The sequence below is a fragment of the Rhizobium sp. 21-4511-3d genome (genome assembly GCF_053522545.1).
Genome location: NZ_JBNWCF010000019.1, coordinates 46917 through 72930 on the forward strand (window position 1 = coordinate 46917; position 26014 = coordinate 72930).

The following is a 26014-nucleotide window of genomic DNA, read 5'->3' on the forward strand; positions in this document are numbered from 1 at the left end:
ATCAGGCGTCCATTGTTGAAGGATTTTGATTTCGGTTGCGATGCAGGTCCGGATCGGGCTCAGGGCTGGCGGCGATGAGTTCGCGGGTGTAGGTGTCCTGCGCCCCGGTAAAGATCGTACTGGTTGCGCCCTGCTCGACGATCCGGCCCTTTTGCATGACGATGACGCGGTCGGCGAAGTCGCGAACCAGCGGCAGGTCATGTGCGATGAAGATGTAGGAGAGCCCGAGCTTCGACTGCAGATCCTTGAGGAGCGCAATGACCTGCGCCTGCACGGAGACGTCGAGCGCGGAGACCGCTTCGTCGCAGAGGATGACCTCGGGCTTCAAAGCGAGCGCCCTGGCAATCGCAATGCGCTGGCGCTGGCCACCGGAGAACTGGTGAGGGTAGCGCTTGGCATGTTCCGGTTTCAGGCCGACCTGGACGAGCAGCTCCTGGACACCCGCAGGCCACTCCTTCCGGGGCTTCACGCCCTTATGTATCGCCCAGGGCTCGGAGATGATCTCGAAGACCGACATGCGCGGATTGAGCGATGCGGTCGGGTCCTGGAAGACGACCTGCAGCCTGCGGCGATAGTCGAAGAGATCGTCGCCCTTCAGGCCGAAGATGTCTCTTCCGCGATAGGTTACGCTGCCGGCATCGAGGGTGTTCAGCCGCAGCAGCGTCTTTGCAAGCGTCGTCTTTCCGGAGCCGGATTCACCGACGATGCCGAGCGTCTCGCCCTTGCGCAGCTCGAAGCTAACATTGTCCAGCGCCTTCAGAAGCGGCGCACCCGTAGAGAGATGATAGGCCTTCTGCAGTCCCTTCGCCTCGAGCAGTATCTCCTTGCGCTCGACCTCCGGACGGAAGGGTTCCTGGCCGGGAATGGCCGCGAGCAATTGCCGAGTGTAGGGGTGGCGCGGCGAGCGAAAGACTTCGGCGACATCGCCCTCTTCGACGATCTCGCCATCTTTCATCACCACCAGGCGGTCCGCGACTTCGGCGACGACGCCGAGATCGTGGGTGATGAGCAGCAGACCCATCCCCTCTTCCTTCTGCAATTGCCGCAGAAGCTTGAGGATCTGTGCCTGAACCGTGACGTCGAGCGCCGTGGTCGGTTCATCCGCGATCAGAAGATCCGGTTTCATGGCGATCGCCATCGCGATCATGATCCTCTGGCGCTGGCCGCCGGAAAACTCATGCGGATAGGAGGTGACGCGCGAGGCGGCATTCGGGATGCCTACGCGCTCCAGCAATTCGACGGCGCGCCGCCTCGCTTCTCCTGCATCCGTTCCGTGAATGCGCATGACCTCGGCGATCTGCCAGCCGATCGGAAAGACCGGATTGAGATGCGCCAGCGGATCCTGAAAGATCATCGCGATCTTCTTCCCGCTGATGCTGCTGCGCTCATTCTCCGGCATGTCGAGCAAGCTCTTGCCGCGATAGACGATGCTGCCGGCGGTGATGAAGCCCGGAGGGGTATCGATCAGCCCCATGACGGCCGAAGCGCTGACGCTCTTGCCGGAGCCGCTTTCGCCAAGAATGGCCAGCGTCTCGCCGCGGCCGATGCTCCAGCTGACATTGCGGACAGCCTTGGTCACCGTGTTGCGCGCCCGGAATTCGACCGAGAGGTTCTCAACTTTCAGGATGGTCTCAGACATTTTTGTCCTCCGGCTTTTCCAGACGCCAGCGCTGGACCGGGTCGGTGGCGATGCGCAGCCAGTTGGAAACGAGGTTGAGCGACATGGTCACGAGTGCGATTGCGAGGCCCGGCCAGAAGGAGAGCCACCAAGCGGTGCTGAGATAGGCGCGTCCCTCGGCAACCATCACGCCCCAGGTGACGTTGGGCGCCTGCACGCCAAGACCGAGGAAGCTGAGGCTTGCTTCCGCGAGCATGACGAAGGCGAAATCCAGCGTCATGATCGTCACGAGCGTCGGAGCGACGATCGGCAGGATGTGCTTGAAGACGAGGCGCATGGCGCTGGCACCAGTGACCTCCGCAGCGATGACGAACATGCGGCTGCGGATTTCCATCACCTCGGCGCGTGTTGTGCGCAGGTAGATCGGGATGCGGGTGATGGCGAGAACGATGATGACGTTGGAGATCGCCGGGCTGAAGACATAGAGCACGACAAGTGCCAGGAGCAGCGAGGGGAAGCTCATGACGATATCGGTGATGCGCATGATCGCTTCGCCGACCAGTCCACCCCGGTAACCGGCGATAAGTCCGAGCAGCGTGCCGATGATCAGCGAACAGATCACGGCCGCCGCGGCAATCATCATCGTCGTCTGCGAGGCGAAGACGACGCGAGCGAGGATCGAACGGCCGAGACTATCGGCACCGAGGATATATTCGAAACCACGGCTGAGATCGAATGGCGGCGCGTTGCGCGCCCGCAGGTTCATCATCGTCGCCGAGCGGCCGAGCAACCAGGGGCCGAAGAGCGCCGAGAAGACAGTCACGGTGAGGATGATCGCCGCAACGAAGGCGAACTTGTCTCTCCAGAGCAGCCTGAGAACGGTCTTGATCCGATTTTCCGACATTGCCTCGTCCGGGATGGAAGTCGTTAGGGTGTGCGTTTGATGGGCCATGTCAGTTCATCCGGATCCGCGGATCGAGCACCGCGTAGACGATGTCGATCACGACGTTGAGCATGAAGATCGCGATGGCGGTGACCATAACGCCGGCCTGAATGACGGCGAAGTCGCGGTAGGTGATGGAGTCGATCATCAGCTTGCCGATCCCCGGGAAGCCAAAGATGGTTTCGACGATCACGGCGCCATTGATGATGCCGGCTGCCTGGTCGCCCGCAACAGTGATGACGGGAAGCATCGCGTTGCGAAGCGCATGGACGAAGATGATCCGCCCGCCCCGGGCGCCCTTGGCACGCGCCGTCTTTACATAGGCGGACGAGAGAACGCTGATCATCGAGCTGCGCGCCACCTGCACCAGAAGGCCGCAGGGGCGGATCGCCAGAACGGCGACAGGAAGGATCCATTGCGAGATGCTGCCCGTTCCCGATGTCGGCACCAGCCGAAGCCCGACTGCGAAGACCAGCACGCCGACGATCGCGATCCAGAAATTCGGCAGGCTGGCGCCGATCAGTGAAAGCAGCGTGGCGATACGGTCGAAAACGCTATTGGGACGCCATGCAGCCAGGGCGCCGGTGACGATCGCGATCACCAGGGCGGAGGTGATGGAATAGAGCGCCAGCAGCAATGTCGTCGGCATGGCCTCCAGCACCAGCGCCAGGGCGGGACGGCCCTGCCGAAGCGACTGGCCGAAATCCAGCGTCAGGAGACCGCGGATGAAATCGAAGAACTGCACGTAGACGGGCTGGTCGAAGCCATGAAGCCGGGAGAATTCCTCCCGCATCGACGTCGGGGCATCGATCGGCAGATAGAGATCGGCGGGCGATCCCGTCAGCCTGGCCATAAAGAAGACCATAACCACGAGAAGGAAGAGCGAGAGGCCGCTCCAGATCGCGCGTTTGCCAAGATAAAAGCCCATCAGTTCTTTTCCTCCGAATGAACTGTGCAGCCGGGTCCGGCCCGGCTGCCTTTCGCGAAGACGGTCACTTGTTCAGGGTGATGTCGGACAGTTCGAACTGCACGGTGCTCAGACCGTTCGGCTCATAGTTGACGCGAGGACCGACGCGCATCTGGCTGACCATGTGATATTGCGGGACGGCAGGAATGACCTCGTCGGCAATGATCCGGTTGGCTTCCTGGAAGTCCTTGGTGCGCTGCTCGCCGGTCTCGGCCATCGCCTTGTCGATGAGGCCATCGACCTGCGGATTATTCATCTCCGACTGCTGGCCCTTCGAGTGATAGCGGAAGTACATCGTGAACGCGGCATCGCCGTTGTTGTTATCGTGCATTTCCTGGATCATCATCGCCGTGCGGTCTGCCGGATAAGGCTTGTTGACGAGCTTCAGCCACTCGGCCGACTCCATCATTTCGACCTTCACGTTGAGGCCGATCGCCTGCCACATCTGCTGCGTCGCCTCGAGAAGCTCGGGCTCGTTGGCGAAGAAGTTCGTGCGGCCGATGAGGCGGATCGGCTTGTCGACCGGCACGCCGGCTGCCTTCGCTTCAGCCACCAGAGCGGCGGCCTTGTCTGGATCATACGGCCAGACCTTGAGGTCGGGATTGTATCCGTTGATCTTCGGCAGGATGAATTGCGTCGCCGGCACCACCTTGTCGCTCAAAACCGTGCCGATGAGCGCCTGACGGTCGAGGCCGAGATTGAGCGCCTGACGAATGCGGATGTCATCGAGCGGCGGCTGCATGACGAAGCGGATACGGGTGGTCTCACCATTCAGAAATGCCTTGTCCATCTTCGGATCGTCGGCATCCTGCGGCGCGATCGCGAAAGCGATGTCGGCCTCGCCTGTCTTGACCATCGCCGCCCGCAGGGCGGATTCTCCGCGGAAGACATAGGTGGCGTTTTCGACTTCGGGCTTCTTGCCCCAATAGTTGTCGTTGCGCTTCAGCTTGACGCCATCGCCATCCCAGGAAACGAACTGGAAGGGACCGGTGCCTACAGGGGCGCGGCTCAATTCGGTCGGCGATGTGTCGGGGCCGGTGATACCCATGAAGGACAGGAAGACCGGCATCAGAACCTGCGCGGGATCTGCGTGAATATCGACCGTCTTGTCATCAACGGCGGTCGCCGTCAGTTTCACGTTGGCGATCTTGGTGCGGTCGAGACAGGTCACGCCGGTGCTCTGCATTCTCGTGATGGCCTTGACGACCGCATCGGCATTGAACGGCTTGCCATCGTGGAAGCTGACGCCTTCGCGCAGCGAAATACGCCATGTGCCGTTGCCTTGATCCTCCCACTTGGTCGCAAGGCGCGGCAGAACCTTGCTATCATTGGGGTCGAGCACCGTCAGCGTCTCGACGATATTCTCTTTCACGATCGTATTGATGCCGTTCACGGTCGTGTTGCAGCCATCGATATTGGCCGGCTCGACCGGAACCGCGATCTTGACGTCCGCCCCCTGCGCGAAGGCAAAGGATGCTGTGGCGGTCATCATCGCGAATGTGAGTCCACCGAGGATATGAGATCTGATTGGCATTGTTCCTCCACCTTGTCGCCGAACACAGGCCAGCCGGGGCAGCACCTGCGGCGCCGCCTGCCGATGGTTCGGTAATGATTTGTTGGGTTTCCTCCTGGACCCGAATTTGCCGTCTGCCGCATTTTCAGCGGTCCGGGTTCGGATGCAAGCGTCAGGTCCCTTTCCTCCAGCGACCCAATGACGAGGAAACTAGGGCAGGAAAAAATGATGCGCCACTACAGAGTTTTGATTAGGGTATCAAAATCTTGTATGAGGCATCCATGAACTCCGCATTCCTCGATCTCAGGCGCGTCCGCTACATCGTCACAATTGCCGAAAGCGGCTCGATCTCGGCCGCTGCGCGCAGCCTCAATGTCGCCCAGCCTGCACTGAGCTACCATCTGGCCGAGATGGAAAAGGCCCTTGGCGTCGCGCTTTTCGAGCGTTCTGCAACGGGCATGACCCCGACGGTGCCGGGGCTCCTGTTTGTCGAGCACGGGCGGATCATTCTCGATGCGGTCGCGGTCGCGGAAAACGACATTCGTCGCCAGGTTAAGACCAAGACGGTGCAGGAAGTCGTGCGCCTGACGATCATCCCGTCGCTCGCAGCAGTCATGCTGCCGCGGCTGATCGCCGCGTTTCGCGAGCATATGCCCGACAAGGTCCTGCGCGTCATCGATGCCCGGACGCTCTTTGCAGACGAACTCATCGACAGCGGCAAGGCGGATGTCGCGATCAAGCTGCCGCTCACCGAAACGTTCCAGGAAACCCCGATCGTCTGGGAGCCGCTTTACTGCATCATGCGCAACAACGGCACGCGCGGGCCGATCGCCTTCCGCGACGTCGCCGCGCTTCCACTGGTCCTGCCGGCCAAGGAGAACCCTCTGCGCAAGTTTCTGGAACTGGCCGCACAGAAAGAGGGCCTGTCCCTGAACGTGATCATGGATGTCGACGGCTTCGAGCCCAGACGAGAGGTCGTCCTTTCCGGCTACGGCGTCACGGTCTTCGGCGGACTGGGCATTCCCCACGACCAGATGGGCTCGGATCTCCTCGCCCGCCAGATTGTCGAGCCTGAATTGAAGCATCCCCTCATCCTGAGGTCGCGAGAAGGGCTGGATCCGGCACTCGACAAGGCGATCCGCGAGATCCTCGCCGAAGTCTTCCGCAACTGGAGCTGACCGGCTCAGCCCGGGATACCGAATTCGCCGCTGAAGCTCGCCAGATGATGATGCAACCGGTCGATAACCGTGGTGCGCGGGCTGGTCTGGCGCTGCAGAAGCCCGACATGGCGATGAATTTGCGGATTTCCGAAGGGCACCGAGACGACCTCTCCCGGCGCCTCCTTGACCGCATTCCAGGGCGCAACCGACACACCGAGACCATGCACGACACAGCCGACGACGGCGGCGATCGTATCGATCTCGGCAATCACGTTGGTAATGATGCCGCTGCGGGCCAGCTCCATCTCGATGATATGAGCCAGGCGATAGCGGCTGACGAACCGGACATAGGGAAGCCGCGACAGCATATCCGCTGCCGGCATCTTCGGCGTGCCGGGCGGGGCGATCACATAAAGCGGCTCGTTGAGGAAGGGCCGCCAGGTCAGCGTGCGCGGAATGCCCATATATTCGACCACCATCGCCGAATCCAAACGGCCGGAAGCCACGTCGTTCACGAGCTCGTCGGTGTTGGCGACATGGAGCTTGATCTTGAGTTCGGGATAATCAGCCTTCAGTGCAACGATTGCCCGTGGCAGCAGGGACAGCGCGCTCGATCGCACCGACCCGATGGTCAGGGTGCCGCCGATGGCGCGCCCCGATATCGCATCGACCACATCGTCGGCTGAGCGCACAAGTCCTCGCGCCGCCTCCAGCATCTGGAGGCCATGGCTGTTGAGCGTGATCGGTCGTGTGGTCCTGTTGAACAGTTCGGCCCGCACCTCGCTCTCCAGCGCCTGCACCTGCTGGCTGACAGCCGACGGCGTCAAACCAACGGCGTCGGCAGCCTTGGCGAAAGTCCCCTGCTCGGCGATCGCGATAAAAGTCTTCAGCTGCCGGATATCCATCGCTCACCAATTAAGTTTTTCTGTTTATTTATGACAGAATAATTCGCTTTTTTCAAGAAATCCTTATGTTACCGTTCATCCTCAGGAGCGCCAAGGGGAGCTTGGGCGTACGGGAGGATACTCATATGGCGAGCGCTAGCCGCTCTGCGTCCTCGCGGATTCCAACCGAGGAACGCATGGAAAGTCGAAATATCATGGTCACCGGACCCGCCATCAATGAGCGGGCCGTCCAATTCGCCGCCGACAACGGCTACAATCTCTCTTACGTACCGCCTTACACCAGCGAAGACGATCTGGTCCGCATGGTCGCCGATATCGATCCGGTCGGCGTGATCATCCGCATGGGCCGGTTTGACGCAGCTGCCATCAATGCCGCGCCCTCGCTTCGCGTTATCTCCAAGCATGGCGTCGGTGTGGACAATGTCGATATCGATGCGGCCTCGCGCCGCGACATCCCTGTCGTCATTGCCGCCGGTGCGAATGCCCTTTCAGTCGCCGAGCATGCGATCGCGCTGCTTCTGGCGACGGTAAAGAAGATCGTCCCGCTCGATGACAGCATCCGCGCCGGCCGCTGGGAAAAGCCGGGTTTTTCGGGCAAGGAGCTCGGCAGCATGACGCTCGGCCTCGTCGGGTTCGGCGCGATCGCGCGGCAGACCGCAGTTTTCGCCAAGGCGCTTGGATTGAAGGTCAGGGCCTTCGATCCCTATGGCGACGACGCAATGTTCACTGCGCTGGAGGTCACCAGAGAGCCATCGCTTGCGGCGCTTCTCGGCGCGTCCGACATCGTCAGCCTCCACTGCCCGCTGACGCCGGACACCAGAAACATGCTGAACAACGATACATTGAGCCTGATGAGGCGCGGATCATACGTGATCAATACCGCCCGCGGCGCGCTGATTGATGAGGCCGCCCTGCTGGCAGCAGTCGAGGACGGCCGGATCGCCGGAGCCGGGCTCGACACATTCCAGACGGAGCCGCCCGCAGCAGACCATCCCTTCTGGAGACAAAAGAAGATCGTCGTAACACCGCACATCGCCGGTGTCACCGAAGAGGCAAGCGTCCGCGTAGGGCTCGATGCCGTCGAAGGGGTTCTGGCCATCGTCGAGGGCCGCCCGCTTGCGCGCGAGCGCATCGTAAACCTGCGCTCGCTCGCCAAGGCGCCCGCATAAAGACTTTGAGGAGACGACGTTGACCATAGGATTCAGGATCAAGACCCGATCGCGGGCAGTCGAGCCGGAATGGATCGGCAAGTTCAAGCCCCTGCCGGTCGCCAATATCAGCGACAGCATGCACCGCATGTATGCGGGCGGCGCGGCGCTGAGGCCGATGCATCGGGAGGGCAAGCTTGTCGGCCGTGCCATCACCGTCAAGGCGCCCCCAGGCGACAACCTCATGCTACACAAGGCCATCGACATGGCCATCGATGGCGATGTCATCGTCGTCGATGCAGGCGGCGATGTGACGAACGCGCTGATGGGAGAGATGATGCTGGATCACGCGCGCCGCCGCGGCGTCGCCGGCTTCATCATCAACGGCGCCATCCGCGACGCAGATGCTTTTCTTGAGATGAATCTTCCGTCATACGCGGTTGGCATCACGCATCGCGGCCCCTACAAGAACGGCCCCGGCGAGATCAACTGCCCGATCGCCATCGGCGGAATGGTCGTCATGCCGGGTGACCTCGTGGTCGGCGATGCAGACGGCATTGTCACAATCCCGATCGACGACGTGGCCGAGGTCTATGACCGCACCGTTGCCAAGCACGCGGCGGAGACGAAACAGATCGAGAGCATCAGGGCCGGAACCCATAACCCGACCTGGTTCAACGAAGCTCTCGCAAAAGCCGGCTGCACCTTGCCGCAACCAGGCTGAAATCATCGCGTGGCCGTCCTGAGGAGGATCATGGGCGGATCACCACAGACTGTGAAATTGCTATCAAAGGGAGGATATCATGAAGCAATTTTTCCGTAATTCGGCCCTGGCCGCATCGTTCGTCTTCGGCGTTGGCACCGCGCATGCGGAATGGCCGGCCGACCGGCCGATCGAACTGATTGTCGCCTTCGCCCCCGGCGGCGGAACCGACGTGATGCACAGGGCGCTCGCGCCCTATGTCGAGAAAGAGCTCGGCGCCAAGATCACCATTCTCAACCGGCCGGGCGCCTCCGGTGAAATCGCCTATACGGCGCTGACGCAGGCAAAGGCCGATGGCTATACGCTCTCGTCGCTCAACACTCCTGGCTATCTGACGATGCAGATGGATCGCAAGGTGCGCTTCGACACCAAGAAACTCTGCCCGCTAGCGAGAATCGTCGAGGATCCGGGCGCCTTCATCGTTCAGGCAAACTCGCCCTTCAATTCTCTGAAGGACCTCGTGGAATATGCAAAGGCCAATCCCGGCGCCGTGACGATCGGTACGACCGGCCTCGGCACCGACGAGCATCTCGCTCTTCTGCAGCTCGAAAAGGCCGCGGGCATCAAGCTGACGCCGGTGACCTTCAACGGCGCGAACGAGGCCCGCACGGCACTGCTCGGCGGCCATATCATGGCGACGGGCATCAATGTCGGGGAATATGCAGGCGGTGAAAAGTCCGGCTTCAAGATGCTCGGCCAGTTCGCCGAACAGCGCTCAACCATTCTCCCCGATCTGCCGACGGCGAAGGAACAGGGATACGACGTTCTGATGAGCTCCGAGCGCGGCCTTGCCATTGGCTGCGACGTCCCGGCGGAAATCCGCACGAAGCTCTCCGACGCGGTCCGCAAGGCGCTCGAACAGCCCGAATTCCTCGCCCAGGCCAAGCAGCAGTCCCTGCCGATTTCCTACAAGTCATCCGACGACTGGAACAAGGAACTGCCGGTGCGCGCCGAGCGCCTCAACGCGATCTGGAAAATGACCAAGGAGCAGAACTGATGGCGGATCCACGAAAGTCATCCGAAACGGGCGACCGCCCGGACCTGATGACAGCCATCATCTTCGTGGGTTTTGGTACGCTCGGCCTCTGGGCCGGGCGGGACCTGACGCTCGGCACCGCCTCGGCCATGGGACCGGGCTACCTCCCGAAGATCGTTTCGTGGCTGCTGATTGCCGTCGGCGTCGTCATCGGCGGCACCGGGTTCTTCCGTCCGCGCGAGGATATCGCGAGGCCGAAGCTTCGCCCGCTCGCGATCATTCTCGCGGCGGTGGTCGGCTTTGCCTTCATCGCCGAATTCTTCGGTTTTGTCGCCGCCTCCGTCTGGCTGCTTCTCGTTGGCAGCATTGCCGACAGCGATTCAAAGCTGCGCGAAGTCATCCTGCTGACCGCCGCGCTGACAGCATTCGGAGCTCTGGTGTTCATCGTCGGACTGGGTGTTCAGATGCCCATCTGGCCGTTCTGAGGCTTGGACATGGAATTCGTCAATCTCCTCGTATTGGGTTTCAGCGAAGCGCTGACCCCGACAAACCTTGGCTTCTGTCTGCTCGGAGCCCTTCTCGGAACCCTGATCGGCGTTCTACCCGGTATCGGTCCGACGGCGACGATCGCCGTGCTGCTGCCGATCACCTTCTATCTGCCGCCGCTGGCCGGCCTCATCATGCTCGCCGGCATCTATTACGGCGCCCAATATGGCGGCTCGACCACGGCGATCCTCGTCAATCTGCCGGGCGAGGCCTCTTCGGTGGTCACGGCGATTGACGGATACCGAATGGCGCAGAACGGGCGAGCGGGATCGCCTCTCGCCGTCGCAGCACTCGGATCCTTCTTCGCCGGCACGGTTGCCACCTTCGGCATTGCGATTGCCGGGCCGACCCTCTCGTCCTTCGCACTTTCCTTCGGGCCTGCCGAATATGTGGCCCTGATGCTTTTCGGCCTGCTCGCAGCCACAATCCTGGCCCGCGGCCCGGTGCTGAAGGCGATCGGCATGATCCTTCTCGGCCTGCTGCTCGGCATGGTCGGCATAGATGCAAATTCCGGCGAAGAGCGCCTGACCTTCAACGCCGTCGAACTCTTCGATGGCATCGATTTCGTGGTCATCGCCATCGGCCTCTTCGGCTTTGCCGAGATCATCGAAAATCTGGAGAATGTCGAAGCCCGCGGTGTCCTCGTCAGCAAGTTCTCCAGCCTCTGGCCGACGCGCGAGGATTTCCGCCGTGCCTGGCCAGCGGTGCTGCGCGGCACCGGCGTCGGCACATTCCTCGGCATTCTGCCGGGGGCGGTGCAACGCTTGCCTCCTTCTGCGCCTATTCGGTCGAGAAGAAGGTCTCCAAGAACCCGTCGGAATTCGGAAATGGCGCAGTCGAGGGCGTCGCCGGACCGGAAGCGGCAAACAATGCCGGCGCGCAATCATCATTCATTCCGCTGCTGACGCTCGGGATACCCTCGAACAACATGATGGCGATGATGCTGAGCGCCTTCATCATCCACGGCATCACACCCGGTCCGACAGTCCTTCAGACACAGCCGGAAATCTTCTGGGGCCTCGTTGCCAGCATGTGGGTCGGCAACCTGATGCTCGTCATCATCAACCTGCCGCTGATCAGCGTCTGGGTCAAACTCCTGACCGTTCCCTACCGCCTGCTCTATCCGGCCATCCTGCTGTTCTGCTGCGTCGGCGTCTACAGCATCAACAACCGCATCTTCGACGTCGTCCTCGCTGCAGGCTTCGGCCTACTCGGCTACGCATTCCGCAAGGCAAAATGCGAAGCCGGCCCGCTACTCCTCGGTTTCGTCCTCGGCCCCCTGCTCGAGACCAACATCCGCCGCGCTATGGTGATATCCCAAGGCGACCCGATGGTCTTCATCCAGCACCCGATCAGCCTCGTCCTGCTGCTCGCAACCGCCGGCCTGCTTGTCATGATGATCCTCCCGTCGTTCCGCCGCACGCGCGAGGAGGCGTTTCAGGACGAAGAAGCCTGATCGGCGGGAAGGTACAAATCCAGCGGCTGAACGCACCGAGATATGTCATTCCATCCCCGCCGTCCTCAATATCCTTCGCCGTCAAAACGGTAGCGGCTCCGGGATGTTCTCCGGTCCATAGAGCACCGTCGGCACCTCGGTCTCCAGTGGCAATGGCGATTTTCCGTCGCCGTAGGAGAAGTGGCGGAGGATGAGGTTGACGGCTTTCCAGACTTGCCGTTCAGGGCTCTGGTCGATGGCGATCGACATCAGGCCTTCGCGGAGGAATGCGGCGGTGTTCTGGGTGAGTTCGTGGCCGACGAAGACCGGGCGGGCGGCCAAGAGGTTGGCGCGGATGGCGTTGGCGACGGCGATGTTGGCGGCGCCGACATTGTAGATAGCAACGGCACCGGGGTATTTCCTGAAGGCGGCGCGCAATCCGAGTTCGGATTTGTCCCGGTCGTCGAGCCCTTCGACGATCTCGGCGATGTCCCACGCCTCGCTGCTGTTGTCGAGAAAGTCCTTTATCCCGCGCACGCGGTCTGCATGCGACTGAAATCCGAGATGGTTGCATAGGATGATGACCGGGCCGGCGGCGCGGCTCATCCTGGTCAGGAAATATCCAGCCGACCGGCCCGCCTTGTAGTGATCGGTGCCGGCGTAGCCGATACGGCTTGAACCGCGGATGTCGGAAATGACGGTGACGACGGGGACGTTTTTGGCAAAGAGGCCATCGACCGCCTCATGAACCAGCGGATGATCGGGCATGTAGGAGACAACGGCATCGCAGGTCGTCCGGCTCAATGCCTTCGCTATCGTCTCGGGCCGCTCGTCTTCGAGGATGGTCCGGTGAATGACGATCGAGCGGTCGATGCTGGCGGCAAGCCGCCGGAATTCGAAGCCCATGCGGGCGATCAGCGGCAATTCTGGCCGCGCGAGGATGACGTCGATCCTGATCATCTTGCGATGGGTCTGCGGCAGCAGCCTGCGGATGCCAAGCTCGCGCGCTGCCTGCAGCACGCGCTTGCTGACGTCCTCGCTGACATTGCCGCGATCGTTCAACACGCGATCAACCGTTGCAGTGCCGACACCGGCCCTCTCGGCGACCTCCGCAAGCGTGATCTTCGTGCGCTTACCCTCAGACATCCGCTCCTTCCTCCCGAATGAGCCAGGGTCCACTCCCGAAGACCCGACCTCTACCTTGGCCAAACTCTCAGGCGGATCAGTACATGCCCGCTGATTGAAATCAATCAGCCACGCCGCTGAAATGTTTATTCCATTTCTGTATCGATATTCCATCAGAGGAGAACTGCGTCCGAGGGCGCATGGATGATCCGGCCCGGGAGTGCCGCATCATGGCGGGAGAGAAAATGTCTGTTCGGGTCGCGGTCATTGGCGCAGGCATCATGGGGGCCGACCACGCACGCATCATCGCTGCAGATATCGGCGGAGCACAGCTGCAAGTGGTCTGCGATGCGTCACTCGATCGAGCAAGATCGGTTGCGGACGAACTTGGCGCGGCCGACGTCTCCACCGACCCCTATGCTGTCATTCGCCGGGCCGATGTCGATGCGATCCTGATCGCCAGCCCGGACGAAACGCATGCGCCGCTCTGTCTTGCTGCAATAGAGACAGGCAAGCCCGCTCTCTGCGAGAAGCCGTTGTCGCAGAGCCTGCAGGACTGTCGACGTATCGTCGATGCCGAGATGGCGCGTGGCACGCAAATGGTGCAGCTCGGCTTCATGCGGCGCTTCGATCCCTCCTATCAGGCCATGCGTGCGGCGCTGACCGGCGGCAGGATTGGCCATCCGCTGATCATGCACAACTGTCACCGAAGCGTGCGCGTGCCGGCGAATTTCACCGGACAAATGTCGATCACCAACGCTGCGCCACATGAGTTCGACATCATCAGGTCGGTCCTCGGCACCGATTACAGGGCGATCACCGTCTTTCAGCCGGGAGCATCGGACGCATCCGCGACTGGAGCCTTCGTTCTCATGGTACTCGAGACCACCTCAGGGCAGCTTGCCAGTATCGAGGTCCACAACAACGCGTCCTATGGCTACGACATCCGCGGCGAGCTGGTCGGCGACGCCGGTTCGGTATCGCTGAGCGCGCCGGTGACCGCCCGCTACAACAGTGCCCTCTCGTCGCTGGAGCGCTATCCGGAAGACTGGAGGCCACGGTTTTCGGAAGCCTATCGTCTGCAAAACAAAGCTTTCATCGATTTCGTCAGAACCGGCCGGCTCTCCCCTTCCGCCGCAAGCGCATGGGATGGATATTATGCAACGATCGTTGCCCAAACGGCCTTGAAGGCGCTTTCGGAGAAGACACGGGTGGAGATCGACACACCGGAGAAGCCGGCACTTTACCGTTAGCCTCCGCAGCATTTCAAGGAGAAACCACGTGACGTCAGCTATCAGATTTGCACTCAACCATATCACCGCCCCGAGGCTCAGCAGCCGCGCCTTCATCGATCTGGCCGCAAAGCTCGGCTGCACCGGTGTCGAGTTGCGCAATGATCTTGCCGACAAAGGCCTGACGACGCGGGCCTTCTTCGACGCGGAAGCACCCGCCGCAATCGGTGCCTATGCCCGCGATCATCACATGACGCTTCTCGGTCTGTCTGAGGCCTACGGGTTCAATCGCTGGTCCCCGGCAATGAAGGACAAAGTCGAGCTGTTGATCGAGCAGGCCAAGGCAGCCGGTGCTCAGACCATCAGCCTGATCCCGAGCAATGACGGCCGGCAGGAGCCGGATGAAAAGCGGCTGGCTGACCTTCGCCATGCTCTGTCGGAAGTCCTGCCGCTGGTGCGGTCGGCCGGGTTGAAGGCACTTGTCGAGCCGCTCGGGTTTACGACATCGTCGCTTCGTCTAAAGCGTGAGGCGGTCGATGCGATCGCGGATGTCGGCGGCAATGATCACTTCCGGCTCGTCCATGACACTTTCCATCACTTCCTGGCAGGCGAGAGCGAGTATTTCCCCGGGATGACCGGAATCGTCCACATCTCCGGCGTCGTCGACAACACCGTGACGCCGGATGCGATGCAGGACGGCCATCGCATTCTCGTCAACGAGCGCGACCGTCTCGGCAATATCGCGCAGCTTCGCGCGCTCCAGGCGCTTGGCTATCAGGGCACCTACTCTTTCGAACCCTTCGCAGCATCGGTGCATGCCGACCCGGATCTCGAAAACCATCTTCGGCAGAGCATCGCGTTCATCCGCGAAGCGGTGGCGAACGAAATAGCATGACAACAACAGCCGGCCCCGAGGGTCGGCGATATCGAGGGCCTTGACGCCCGGCACTGAAGAGCGCGTTTCGGATGGCTGTCCGAAACCCTCATATTGGGGAGGAGGATATCCCATGGCCAACCAGACGACCCTTTCGGTAGGGCAGCAGATCGCAGGAGGGAAAGCACAGCCTTCACCTCGCGGCTCAACGTTCTCGAACCTATTGCGACGCCCGGAAGCGGGGGCTCTCCTGGGGTTGATCGCCGTCCTCGTGTTCTTCGTCGTGTTCGGGAGCATCAAGTTTCTAGCGCCTGCGGGCGCCGCAAGCTGGCTGAATGTCGCCTGCAACCTCGGCATCATCGCCATTCCCGTCGGCCTGCTGATGATCGCTGGCGAACTCGATATCTCTGTTGGAGCCATGGTTCCGGCCGGATCGATGACGGTCGCGATCCTCTCCGGGCACTACGATCTGCCGATCTGGGTCGGTATTCTCGGTTCGCTGGCCGTCGGCCTCGTGGTTGGCCTCATCAACGGCTATATCGCGATCCGCACTGCCGTACCGTCCCTGATCATCACGCTCGGCACACTCTTTGCGATGCAGGGCATCGTCCTCGGCCTCTCCGTCCTGGTCACGGGGACGACAAGCGTTCCCGTCAATGCCGACCCAATCGCAAAGTTCCTGTTCGGCCAGTTCATCGGCGGCACCTTCCAGAACATCATTCTATGGTGGCTCGGTCTCACCGTCGTCTACATCTTCTTCGTCCACTTTTCGCGCTATGGAAACTGGATCTTCGCGATGGGTGGCGACCGCGTCAGCGCCCGCAATGCAGGCATTCCGACGGAAAAGCTGACGGTCGTCCTCTTCGTGCTCTCATCGGTCAGCGCCTCCTTCGTCGGCATGTGCCAGGCGATCCTCTTCAACTCCGCCCAGGTATCGGCCGGGATGACCTACATCTTCAATTCGATCATCGCGGTGGTCGTTGGCGGCGTCCTGCTGACGGGCGGGTTCGGTTCGATCGTCGGCATCTTCTTCGGCACGCTGACCTTCGCGATCGTCAACCAGGGCATCTATTTCACCGATTTCGACCGCAACTGGTCGAGCCTGATCATCGGCGTGATGCTGCTGGGCGCAGTGCTAATGAACAACACCTTCCGCCGCATGGCCTTGACCCTCAAGACGAAGAAGTGAGTTTGACCATGACCACACCCGTTCTCGAACTTCGCGGCGTCAACAAGTCCTTCGGCCCGATCGACGTCCTGCATGACATCTCGCTCAAGGTCCATGCCGGCGAAGTCCTCTGTCTCCTGGGAGACAACGGTGCCGGCAAATCCACCCTGATCAAGACGCTCGCCGGCGTCTATCGGCCGAATTCCGGAGAGATCCACATGGATGGCTCCCCGATCGAATTCGCAAGTCCGCGCGAGGCTGCGGACCGCGGGATCCAGACCGTGCATCAGTTCGGCGGCACGTTTCCACTGATGAGCATCGGCCGCTCCTTCTTCGTCGGCGCAGAGCCGACCAGGCGCTGGGGACCGTTCACCATCTACGACCGGCGCCGTGCCAACGATATCGCCGTCAAGGCGGTGCAGGAATTCGGCATCACCCGCATCGATGATGGCGACCGGCTTGTGGGCGGCCTTTCCGGCGGAGAGAGGCAGTCGCTGGCGATTGCGCGAGCCGTGCATTTCGGGGCCCGCGTCCTCATCCTCGACGAGCCGACGGCCGCACTTGGCGTCAAGGAGGCAGCGCATGTGCTGCGGATCATTCTGGAGGCCCGCAAACGCGGCCTTGCCGTGATCTTCATCACCCACCAGGTCATTCACGCATTGACCGTGGGCGATCACTTCGCAGTGCTGATCCGTGGCGAGGTCGCTGCCGACTTCCGCCGTGGCGAGCGGACCCGCGAAGAAATCACCGACCTGATGGCCGGCGGCGAACAGATGGCGGAACTCGAAGCGGAAATCGAGGCGCATCAGCGCGTCATGACCGCATCCGCCGTGGCCTAAAGCCAATCGACGAACGCAGCAGTACAACAGGTAATACCGGCTCTAAAGCGCCGGTATTACAACGGAATTTGCCGCCCTCACGTGGCTTGGATGGCAGCCGGATAGCAATTTTAGCGGCTGATTGTTTTCCATCAGCGACAAACTTGAACCTGTGCCGGTGCTCAATGAAAGTTTGCCTCATGAGCAACCGGAAGGCTTCGGGCGGGGAGGAAAACTGGCCACGCGGCAAACTGGCGGAACATCGGAAATTGCCCCGGAAAAATCGCATGTCGCGGCTTCCGGGACCCAGGCTGGCAGAGGGCAATTGAAGCCAGCCGCAGTCCATCATCAGGGAATTTTGGAGGAGGAACAGATGATCAATTTTCAACGCATTCTCAAGGGCACCGTCGTTGCTGCCGTTCTTCTGGGGACGGCAATCTCGGCAAGTGCGGCCAACATCGCCATCGTCGGCGGCAAGGCGGACGATCCGTTCTTCGCGATCGTCAAGCGCGGCATCGATGATGCGGCCAAGCTCGTACAGGCCCGGGGCGGTTCGGTGAACTATCTCGCCCTGCAGACCTACGACAATATCGGCCCCGACGCCGCCCAGCTCATTCGCACGGCCGTCAGCCAGGGCGTCGACGGCATTGCCGCGCCGAACTGGGTGCCGGACGCACAGGATGAAGCCTACAAGGCGGCCAAGGCAGCCGGGATCCCGATCCTGCTTTACAATTCCGGCGGCACCGACAAGTCCAAGGAACTCGGCAGCATCAACTATATCGGCACCGAGGACTATGTCGCCGGCGCTGCGGCCGGAAAGTATCTGGCCGAGCACAAGGCGAAGAACGTTCTCTGTGTGAACACGGTACCGGGTGCCGCCAATCTTGAAGCGCGCTGCAAGGGCATTGTCGACGAAGTCACCAAGGCGGGCTCGAAGGCCGTCCAGCTTCCGCTGCCGGCTACCAGCTTCGGCGACAAGACCGCTGTTTCGGAAGCAATCAAGGCAACGCTGATGAAAGACGACACGATCGACGCCGTCATCACCATGGGCAACCAGGACGCAGACAGCGCAGCGATCGCGATTCAGCAGGCTAATGCTGTCGAGCGCGTCAAGCTCGGCTCCTTCAATACCGACAAGGCGATGCTGGACCGCATCAAGGCGGGAACCCAGATGTTCGCGGTAGACCAGCAGGGCTATCTGCAGGGCTATCTCGCGGTCTTCATGCTCGCCTCCTATGTCGATTACGCGATGGAATCGCCCACCGTTCCGATCCTGACCGGTCCGGCAATAGTCGATGCATCGAATGTCGAAGCGACCCTGAAGGGTGTCGAAGCCGGCGTTCGCTAAGAAACCTGGTCATCCCAGAGCTGCTCTGCATTGCGCAGGGCAGCTTTTTTATTTCTGCCATATCGCAAAGGAGGACGACGATGGATGGTAGCAGCAATCCCGTAACGCAGCGGCCCTTGAGGCTCGGAATGGTGGGCGGCGGCCGAGGTTCGCTGATCGGCGGCCCGCATCGGCTTGCCGCAAGGCTTGATGGAAACTACGTGCTCTGTGCGGGCGCTTTCTCGTCCAATGCCGGGACATCGAAAGCCTCCGGCGCCGATCTCGGCATCGATCCGGAGCGCTGCTATGGCGATTTCAGCGAGATGGCGAAGGCAGAAGCGGGACGGGAGGATGGCATCGAAGTCGTCTCTATCGTCACGCCCAATCACCTGCATGCGCCGGCCGCAAAGGCATTCCTCGCAGCCGGAATTCACGTGATTTGCGACAAGCCGCTGACGGCATCGCTCGATGAGGCCATTGCACTGAAAGGCGCGGTCGATGCATCAGACAAGATGTTTTTCCTGACTCATAATTACTCAGCCTACGCCATGGTCCGGCAGGCGAGGCAGATGGTTGCCGCAGGCGAGCTCGGCGAGATCCGCTCAGTGCAGGTCGAATACCCCTCTGGCTGGATGACGGAGGCGGTCGAGAAGACGTCCAACAAGCAGGCATCCTGGCGCACCGATCCCGCCCAGGCGGGGGCCGGCGTCATCGCCGACATCGGGACGCATGCCTGGCACCTCGCGCGCACGGTCTCCGGGCTGCAGCTCGAAGAGCTCTCCGCCGATTTGGCATCGCTTGTGGAAGGCAGAAGGGTCGACGATCATGCGCAAGTCCTTCTGAGATTTGCCGGCGGTGCACGCGGCATCCTCTGGGTCAGCGGCATCGCGCTCGGGCCGGAGAACGGTCTCAGGATCCGCATTTTCGGTTCGCGTGGCGCTCTCGAATGGGCGCAGATGGATCCCGATGCCCTGCTCCAGTCACCGCTTGGAAAACCGCGCCAGATCATTCAGCGAGCTGCGGCAGGCACATCCCCGAATGCAGAGCGCCTGAGCCGGATTCCTGCAGGGCACCCGGAAGGATATTTCGAGGCTTTCGGCAACGTCTATCGCGATGCCGCGGGAGCGATCCGGAACAAACAGGCCGGCCAGCCTTCCCGCCTGGCCGATCCCGTCTATGCAACGGTCGATGACGGCGTCGAAGGGATGCATTTCATCGATGCATGCCTGGCTTCGTCTGCATCGAATGCGGCGTGGATCGACTTCAAAGGCAAACGCTGAGGCGACCTGTAGAAGCACAACAAAAAGGCCGCGTTGATCGCGGCCTTCTTCATTTCGAGAGGGGTGCCGGGGAGAATTAACTCTGCTCGGTCGCGCCGCGGTTCATCTTCTCGACCTTCTTTTTGTAGCGCTCCTCCATCTGGCGGTCGCCTTCCTTGGTCCCGTCATGCCAGGTGCCGATCCACTTGTCGATCGGCAGCATGCCGTCGGCATAATTCACCTCGAAATACTTGTGGTGGAGATAGTGGGCATAGGCATGCGTATCCACGGCTCCTTCCTTGCCCGCCTCCACCTTGTCGAAGCCGATATGGCCGATCACCGCACCCGTGCCGGTGATCTGCAGGTGGTAAAGAACGAGCAGCGGATGGGAAGGTATGACCAGATGGATCAGGATATCCGACCAATAGAGCAGATGCTCGACAGGGTGCATCGAAAGCGCCGACCAGGGGCTCGGATTGACCGAGTTGTGATGCACCGAATGAACCCATTTGTAGAGGACCGGCACATGGATCAGCCGGTGGATGGCGAAGAAATGCACTTCATGGATCAGCGGCAGAACGAGCGCGAAGGCCGCAAGCCAGATGGGATTGTCGCCGAGGACGACCCATGGACCATATCCATTCGCCCAGCACCAGAGCATTAGCACTTCATAGGCCGTCCAGATCGGCAGTCCGGTGCCGAACGTGCGCAGCGCATTGTCGATCGCCTGGCTCTTGAACCAGAAGACGTTGGACGGCTGGTCGGCCGGAAACTTGCCATTGAACTTGAAACGGTTCTTCTGCCCGCGCCGGACATAGAGATGCAGCTCGAGCGCACCATAGAGTGCCAGGATCAGCGCGGAATTGCGGAGCAACAGCAGAAGCGGCCACTCCCAGCTCAGCGTCTGCAGCGTCTCGCGGCTCGGCGTCAGATAAAACCAGAACGCTGCGCCGACGGCCATGAAGATCAGGTTCCACGGGAGGAAATATTCCGGCAGCCATTTCAGAACCCGTATGGGGCTCCATGGAAAATCGAGAAGCGGCCCGACCTTCAGCGGGTCTTTCGGACGCCAGTCACCGCGCTTGTCGCGCGTACCAAAATCAAGATCGTTCATGTCTCTCTCCCTCGTCTCAAGCTGCGCATGCCTTGCACGGCCCGTGTCGTTCTTCGTCATGTCTCGATCGCCAGAGCAGCCAGCCGCGTGGCGATCTCCTCGACGAGACGTGAACCGTCAGAAAGGTTCGCCTTGCGCGGATCAGCGCCGATCACGCCCCAGAGCGGGCTTGCTGGATCATGACGATCACGCTCATCGTCACCGGCCTCGAGATCCGGCAGGGCACCGAGGTCGATCGTCTCCCGGTGCAATCCCGCGAGAAGCGTCGTCTCGAATCGCCCGGCATGATCGGGCGCGAAGCCGGCAATCTCGAAGCGATTGACGGCGGTAGCCACGACGGAAAGTCCGAGCCTTTCATTGGTCTCGGCAGCCAGCCGGTCGATCATATCGAGCTGCCCCTCGGCGAAATGCCCGGAGAACAACACAGCGCGGCTAACACCAAGCGCAGCGAGCCTGACGAGCGTCTTGCGCAACAGCGCTTCGAGCTCCGCCGCCTCCTCCATCATAATGGTCCAGGGATATTCGCCGTGATCGCCGCCGGTACCGTAATAAAGCGTCGGCCATACAATCCCGCGGGTCTTCTTCGCTGCGCTGCTGCAGATGCCATAGGCCGTCAACCCATCGAGGCCGACCGGCAGATGTTCGCAGTGCCATTCGATGGTACCGAGTGGCAGATAGACAAGAGACCGGACCTCAAGCTCTGCCCGGATTTGCGATGGCCGAAGCAGTTCGATCGCCTGTGTCATCGGTAGTAGTTCCTGACCCAGGTATGTGAGCGCAGACGCTCGATCAGCTCTTCAGGAAGACGGCGTCCATCCGAACAGTCGATGTTCATGTCGACGTGGCGGACCGAGCTCATGCCGGGAATGATGACGCTGACGGCATCGTGCGACAGCACGTATCGCATGGCGACATCAGCCAATCCGCCATGCCCCTCGCCGATCTCCGCCTTCAGCGCTTCAACACGCTTCAGCGTCTCCGCGAAGCGCTCGCCCTTGAACATGTCGTGCTGCTGCGAGCCGGGCTTCCAGCCGGCATAGGTATCGGCATTCCAGCGGCCGCTGAGCGAGCCGCTATCGAGCGGCACGCGTGCAATGATCGCCGTTCCGGTCTCCTTTGCGGCCGGAAACAGGCGCTCGCGAGCCGGCTGCTCGAACATGTTGAAGATCACCTGCTGGGATGCCACCAGGCCAAGCCTTGCCGCGTCAACGCCCTCTTCAGGCTCGTTGTCGCGCAGGGATATGCCGATCTGATCGATCTTGCCTTGCGCGCGCAGATCGTTGAGCGTCTCCAGCCAGTCGAGTTCGACGTGCCCGGCAGGACACCAGGAATGCAGCTGGTAAAGGTCGATCCGCTCGACGCCGAGGCGCTTCAGCGAGTTGTCGACATTTTCGCGGAGATGCCATGCCGGAAAGCGGCCGCGTATCTGAGGGTTCCGGTCCTTCGGATCAGGCCAGACCGTCGGCTGGACCTTGGTGGCGACGTAGATTTTTCCACCCTTCCACTGACGCAGCGCCCGGCCGATCACTTCTTCCGAATGCCCGGAGCCATAGAGCTCAGCGGTGTCGACGAAGTTGATGCCGCGCTCGAATGCATGGAGAAGCGTCTTGATCGAGGCATCGTCGTCGACGTCGCCCCAAGCGCCGCCAAGCTGCCAACCACCAAAGCCGATTTCGGAAACTTTCCAGCCGGTTCGGCCGAATTCGCGATATTGCACCTGTGTCCTCCCACAGCAACAACCGGGTCATGTTCAGAGCGCCTCAGGACCCGCGAAGGGCAGAATCCAGGATCGGCGCCAGACCCTTGGACAGTCTTGGAACTACCACGCGGCGGCGGCTGGAAGGCATGAAGGACTGATCGATTTCAATCACCGGAACCGCCTCCTCAACGCGAAAAGCCCCCGGTCGACTAGACCGGGGGCACGGCGCTGCTCGGGAGATCGGCTGCTGGCGGAGCGGTCAACGTGGAGGTGTTGCCGGGGCGGCAACCGATCACAGCGCGCGTTCGCGTCTTGGGCTCATTTGACCCAGGGAGATCGTAGTTGAAGATCTCGGGCCCGTACGGTCTTTGGATGATCGAATTGCATCATCACCAATGTCTGGCTTTCAGACTTCGGGCACCAGGGCCGGCCGCGGTACGGCCGGCCCTCTGCGCAGTTACTTCGCGTAGTTGGCCATATTGTCAGGCGTCACAAGCTCGAATGGCACCCAGAGTGCCCGATCGACGCTCTGCCCGGACGCAAGCTTGGCAGCCGTCTGCACGGCGACCTCACCCTGCTTGGTCGCATTCTGGAAGACCGTGATGTCGATATCGCCGGCCTTCATCGCGGCGAGACCATCAGGCGTGGCGTCGATACCGGCAATCACGACCTTGGTCATGTCGACACCAGCGGATTTCAATGCCTGTGCGGCACCGATCGCCATTTCGTCATTGTTGGCGATGATCGCTTCGAACTCGATACCGGCGGTCAGCCATGACGAAACGAGATCCTGCGCCTCGGTCCGGCTCCAGTTTGCAGTCTGCTTTTCCAGAATCTCGATCTTGCATTCCGGCTTCTGGAAGACCGTCTCGACGTCCTTGGTGCGCACCAGCGCGGCGTGATTTTCGAGAGGTCCCATGAGCACCACGGCCTTGCCCTTGCCGCCCATCAGCTTGCAGGCCGCTTCGGCTTCCATCGTGCCGGAATCGAGTTCATTGGAACCGACGAAGGCGGTGTTCTCAGGCAGACCGGACTCCAGTTCGGCTGGAGGATGGTTCACATAGACAAGCGGGATCTTCGCTTCGGCTGCGGCCTTGGTAATCGCAACCGTCGCATCGCCATCGACGGCGTTGACGATGATCGCGTTGACGCCATTGGCAATGAAATTCTGGACCTGATTGAGCTGCTTCGAAGGATCAAGCTGCGCATCCTCTGTCAGAAGTTCGATCGATTTGTCCTTGTCAGCCTCCGACTTCATGCCGTTGAGCAGGATGGTCAGAAACGGGTTGTCGAACGAGGTCATCGTCACGGCAATTTTCGTTTCCGCAAAGGCCGGAACCGATAGCAGGCAGACGCTCGCCGCTAACAAAAGTCTTTTCATACAGTCCTCCAATAAGGCTTCGTGTGGATACACGAAGCGAAATCCCAAACGCCGAAGCGTCTCCCCAGCGACATCTCACACCCCGGTCAGACGTCGATTGTCCGTCCCGCTTGCGCAGAAAGCCTTGCAGCGTCGAGCACGGCCAAGGTTGCCGTTGCCTCCTCGACAGTCACGGGCGGCGGACCTTCACCGTTCACCGCGCGCAGGAAGGCTTCGTAATAGGCGTGGTAGCGGCCCTGCTCGGACGGGACGCTTTCGTCGCGGCCTTCGGTTCGAAGCCGCCCCCAGCGATCGGGCGCCTCGTAGCCCCAGGCGTCGAGATCATCAGCCGGGCGCCTACCCGCGAAAATCGCTTGCGCCTGGACGTCGGTTCCCGATGAAACGAAGCTTCCATTCTCGCCATAGGCACGGAATTCGCGCACGACCAGCCTGTTCAACTTGCTTGCGGACAGGTGGGAATGGACACCAGAGACATGCTGCAGATTGAGAACGAACCCAGCGTCGGTTGGCCCATCTGCGGTATTGGCCATGTCCAGATAAGCGGAAACGCTTTTCACAGGACCGAGCAGCCAGAGCATCTGATCGACAAGATGACTTCCGAGGTCGCGCAGCAGACCGCCCGTCGGTCCCCCCTCGAGTGTCGACGGTTCATCGAGCTCCATGCGTGAATGAACACGCCAAAGCTGCCCGAGTTCGCCTGTTTCGATGACCTTCTTCAGAGTGAGGACGTCGGCATCGAAGCGCCTGTTGTGATAGACCGCTAGGACGACGCCCGCGCTCTTTGCAGCCTCGCCAAGTTCGCGTGCCACCGCCGCACTCGGCGCGAAGGGTTTATCCGCCACGACATGGAGCCCGGCTGCGATGGCTTCGAGCACGAGCTCACGGCGCGTTTGCGGAGGCGTTGTGATGGTAACCGCGTCGATGCCGCCGGCTTTGATCATATCGGCCTGGCTTGCGTAGACCGGCACATCGGGCATGTCCTCCCGGACACGCGCGATGGTCTGCGGCGCCCGCGCCACGACACCCGCAAGTTCAATCCCGTTTGCCGCGGCAATATAGGGGGCGTGGAAATGTCTGCCCCCGGTGCCGTATCCCACAAGTCCGATACGCATTTCCGACACCTCCTTGCTGAGCTACTTCTTCCAATACTTGTCGACATATTTCTGGATCTCGGACCGCATATAGCGTCCCGAGGCATCCGCACGATCCTCCCAGCCGAAAACGCAGGCCGTCACGATGCCGTCGAAGCCGGCCTCGGCAAGCGAGGAGAAGAAGACATCCCAGTTTATCTCGCCCTGCCCGATATCCATGTGCTGATGGATGGTCACCTTGGCGCCTGGCGGGTTGACGATGTAGCGCAGGCCGGATGATGCCCGATGGTTATAGGTATCAGCAACATGCACATGGTTGATCAGCGGACCGGCGTCCCGGATCATCTGCGCCATGTCATCGCCAAAATAGAAGGTATGCGGCGCGCAATAGAGGAACTTGACGTTCTTCGAGCCGATCGTCTTCAGCATGTCGATTGCCGGGTGCAGCGTCTCGCACCAGTCTTCCGGGTGCGGCTCCATGTTGAGGGTGACGCCCTCCTTCTCGAACACGGGGACCAGTTCCTCGATCGAGCGCCACCATGCGGCCTCGCTGTGCTCGTGAGTGAAGTGTCCGCCGCAGCAGTTCGACCGATGACCGCGGTCCGGCGAAGGACCACGTCCGAACTCAGAGTTCATCGTGTCGACGCCGAGATCGACCGCGAGCTGGATAGCTTCTTTCCAATAGCCGACCGCGGCCTTGCGCTCGTCCTCATGCGGGCTCGCCCAACGGTACATGGGCAGCAGCGACGCGACCTGGACACCGTGGTCCTTCAGCGCCTTCTTGAACTCCGCGACGCGTTCCTTGTGGGCTCGCGGGCGCACCCACCAGGGAAGCAGGTCGTCGCGGGGCGAGACTTCGATGTATTCGTAGCCAAGCTCGGCGGCCTTCCGGCACAGTTCGTTCAGTGGCAGATGCCGATGCATATGCGGGTCGAGAGCGATCTTCATGGCT

23 protein-coding genes and 1 pseudogene are annotated in these 26014 nt (G+C 61.2%); 12 read left to right on the forward strand and 12 right to left on the reverse strand.

Features of this window, described 5'->3' with window-relative positions; genetic code table 11:
• Position 1: 1 nt before the first annotated feature.
• The 4 genes from ACQZ5H_RS29390 to ACQZ5H_RS29405 all read right to left on the reverse strand — a co-directional run bounded on the left by ACQZ5H_RS29390 (position 2) and on the right by ACQZ5H_RS29405 (position 5062).
• The gene (locus ACQZ5H_RS29390; protein ID WP_449099795.1) at positions 2–1639 is read right to left on the reverse strand and encodes an ABC transporter ATP-binding protein; all 1638 of its coding nucleotides are present in this window, start codon (positions 1637–1639) and stop codon (positions 2–4) included.
• Positions 1632–2522: an ABC transporter permease gene (locus ACQZ5H_RS29395; RefSeq protein WP_449099796.1), complete on the reverse strand. Its 891-nt coding sequence runs from the start codon at positions 2520–2522 to the stop codon at positions 1632–1634. Before ACQZ5H_RS29395 ends, ACQZ5H_RS29390 begins: the two co-directional genes overlap by 8 nt.
• Before the next feature lie 49 nt (positions 2523–2571).
• Positions 2572–3489: an ABC transporter permease gene (locus tag ACQZ5H_RS29400; protein ID WP_449099797.1), complete on the reverse strand. Its 918-nt coding sequence runs from the start codon at positions 3487–3489 to the stop codon at positions 2572–2574.
• A gap of 64 nt (positions 3490–3553) precedes the next feature.
• The gene (locus ACQZ5H_RS29405; RefSeq protein ID WP_449099798.1) at positions 3554–5062 is read right to left on the reverse strand and encodes an ABC transporter substrate-binding protein; all 1509 of its coding nucleotides are present in this window, start codon (positions 5060–5062) and stop codon (positions 3554–3556) included.
• Between the two features lie 260 nt (positions 5063–5322).
• On the opposite strand from ACQZ5H_RS29405, the gene ACQZ5H_RS29410 reads away from it, so the two are divergent.
• Complete coding sequence (locus tag ACQZ5H_RS29410) at positions 5323–6219, forward strand: LysR family transcriptional regulator (RefSeq protein WP_130284546.1); 897 nt, start codon at positions 5323–5325, stop codon at positions 6217–6219.
• 5 nt (positions 6220–6224) lie between these two features.
• Here ACQZ5H_RS29410 and ACQZ5H_RS29415 read toward each other — a convergent pair whose 3' ends face one another.
• Positions 6225–7106, reverse strand: a complete 882-nt coding sequence (locus tag ACQZ5H_RS29415; RefSeq protein ID WP_449099799.1) for a LysR family transcriptional regulator — start codon at positions 7104–7106, stop codon at positions 6225–6227.
• Positions 7107–7282: 176 nt separating this feature from the next.
• Here ACQZ5H_RS29415 and ACQZ5H_RS29420 point away from each other — a divergent pair, with 176 nt between their 5' ends.
• The 5 genes and pseudogenes from ACQZ5H_RS29420 to ACQZ5H_RS29440 all read left to right on the forward strand — a co-directional run bounded on the left by ACQZ5H_RS29420 (position 7283) and on the right by ACQZ5H_RS29440 (position 11995).
• A complete protein-coding gene (locus tag ACQZ5H_RS29420) occupies positions 7283–8275 on the forward strand; it encodes a hydroxyacid dehydrogenase (RefSeq protein WP_449099800.1) in 993 nt (330 codons plus the stop codon).
• 19 nt (positions 8276–8294) lie between these two features.
• Complete coding sequence (locus ACQZ5H_RS29425) at positions 8295–8978, forward strand: RraA family protein (RefSeq protein WP_449099801.1); 684 nt, start codon at positions 8295–8297, stop codon at positions 8976–8978.
• Positions 8979–9057: 79 nt separating this feature from the next.
• Positions 9058–10014, forward strand: coding sequence for a tripartite tricarboxylate transporter substrate binding protein (locus ACQZ5H_RS29430; protein ID WP_449099802.1), 957 nt, complete (start codon positions 9058–9060; stop codon positions 10012–10014).
• Entirely contained in the window at positions 10014–10478 is a 465-nt protein-coding gene (locus tag ACQZ5H_RS29435; RefSeq protein WP_449099803.1) for a tripartite tricarboxylate transporter TctB family protein, read from the forward strand. The genes ACQZ5H_RS29430 and ACQZ5H_RS29435 overlap by 1 nt, the downstream gene beginning before the upstream one ends.
• 9 nt (positions 10479–10487) lie before the next feature.
• Positions 10488–11995, forward strand: a pseudogene (locus ACQZ5H_RS29440) (tripartite tricarboxylate transporter permease).
• Between the two features lie 81 nt (positions 11996–12076).
• Here the strand turns inward: ACQZ5H_RS29440 and ACQZ5H_RS29445 are convergent.
• Positions 12077–13120 carry a LacI family DNA-binding transcriptional regulator gene (locus ACQZ5H_RS29445; protein ID WP_449099804.1) on the reverse strand — a complete coding sequence of 348 codons (1044 nt, stop codon included), beginning with the start codon at positions 13118–13120 and terminating at the stop codon, positions 12077–12079.
• A 224-nt stretch (positions 13121–13344) separates the two neighbouring features.
• Between ACQZ5H_RS29445 and ACQZ5H_RS29450 the strand changes: the two genes are divergently transcribed.
• The 6 genes from ACQZ5H_RS29450 (at position 13345) to ACQZ5H_RS29475 (ending at position 19798) form a co-directional block, all read left to right on the forward strand.
• Positions 13345–14352, forward strand: a complete 1008-nt coding sequence (locus ACQZ5H_RS29450; RefSeq protein WP_449099805.1) for a Gfo/Idh/MocA family oxidoreductase — start codon at positions 13345–13347, stop codon at positions 14350–14352.
• A 28-nt stretch (positions 14353–14380) separates the two neighbouring features.
• Positions 14381–15226 carry a TIM barrel protein gene (locus tag ACQZ5H_RS29455; protein WP_449099806.1) on the forward strand — a complete coding sequence of 282 codons (846 nt, stop codon included), beginning with the start codon at positions 14381–14383 and terminating at the stop codon, positions 15224–15226.
• Between the two features lie 112 nt (positions 15227–15338).
• On the forward strand, positions 15339–16394 hold the full coding sequence (locus tag ACQZ5H_RS29460; RefSeq protein WP_449099807.1) for an ABC transporter permease: 1056 nt from the start codon (positions 15339–15341) through the stop codon (positions 16392–16394).
• Between the two features lie 8 nt (positions 16395–16402).
• The gene (locus ACQZ5H_RS29465; protein WP_449099808.1) at positions 16403–17212 is read left to right on the forward strand and encodes an ATP-binding cassette domain-containing protein; all 810 of its coding nucleotides are present in this window, start codon (positions 16403–16405) and stop codon (positions 17210–17212) included.
• A gap of 352 nt (positions 17213–17564) precedes the next feature.
• Positions 17565–18539, forward strand: coding sequence for a substrate-binding domain-containing protein (locus ACQZ5H_RS29470; RefSeq protein ID WP_449099809.1), 975 nt, complete (start codon positions 17565–17567; stop codon positions 18537–18539).
• Positions 18540–18619: 80 nt separating this feature from the next.
• On the forward strand, positions 18620–19798 hold the full coding sequence (locus tag ACQZ5H_RS29475) for a Gfo/Idh/MocA family protein (protein ID WP_449099810.1): 1179 nt from the start codon (positions 18620–18622) through the stop codon (positions 19796–19798).
• A gap of 76 nt (positions 19799–19874) precedes the next feature.
• On the opposite strand, the gene ACQZ5H_RS29480 is transcribed toward ACQZ5H_RS29475, so the two are convergent.
• The 6 genes from ACQZ5H_RS29480 to ACQZ5H_RS29505 all read right to left on the reverse strand — a co-directional run bounded on the left by ACQZ5H_RS29480 (position 19875) and on the right by ACQZ5H_RS29505 (position 26010).
• Positions 19875–20891: a sterol desaturase family protein gene (locus tag ACQZ5H_RS29480; protein ID WP_449099811.1), complete on the reverse strand. Its 1017-nt coding sequence runs from the start codon at positions 20889–20891 to the stop codon at positions 19875–19877.
• A 56-nt stretch (positions 20892–20947) separates the two neighbouring features.
• The gene (locus ACQZ5H_RS29485; protein ID WP_449099812.1) at positions 20948–21637 is read right to left on the reverse strand and encodes a creatininase family protein; all 690 of its coding nucleotides are present in this window, start codon (positions 21635–21637) and stop codon (positions 20948–20950) included.
• A complete protein-coding gene (locus ACQZ5H_RS29490) occupies positions 21634–22608 on the reverse strand; it encodes an aldo/keto reductase (protein WP_449099813.1) in 975 nt (324 codons plus the stop codon). The genes ACQZ5H_RS29485 and ACQZ5H_RS29490 overlap by 4 nt, the downstream gene beginning before the upstream one ends.
• 439 nt (positions 22609–23047) lie before the next feature.
• Complete coding sequence (locus ACQZ5H_RS29495; RefSeq protein WP_449099814.1) at positions 23048–23971, reverse strand: sugar ABC transporter substrate-binding protein; 924 nt, start codon at positions 23969–23971, stop codon at positions 23048–23050.
• Between the two features lie 86 nt (positions 23972–24057).
• A complete protein-coding gene (locus ACQZ5H_RS29500) occupies positions 24058–25083 on the reverse strand; it encodes a Gfo/Idh/MocA family oxidoreductase (RefSeq protein ID WP_449099815.1) in 1026 nt (341 codons plus the stop codon).
• 21 nt (positions 25084–25104) lie between these two features.
• Positions 25105–26010, reverse strand: a complete 906-nt coding sequence (locus ACQZ5H_RS29505; RefSeq protein ID WP_449099816.1) for a sugar phosphate isomerase/epimerase family protein — start codon at positions 26008–26010, stop codon at positions 25105–25107.
• Between the last annotated feature and the right edge of the window lie 4 nt (positions 26011–26014).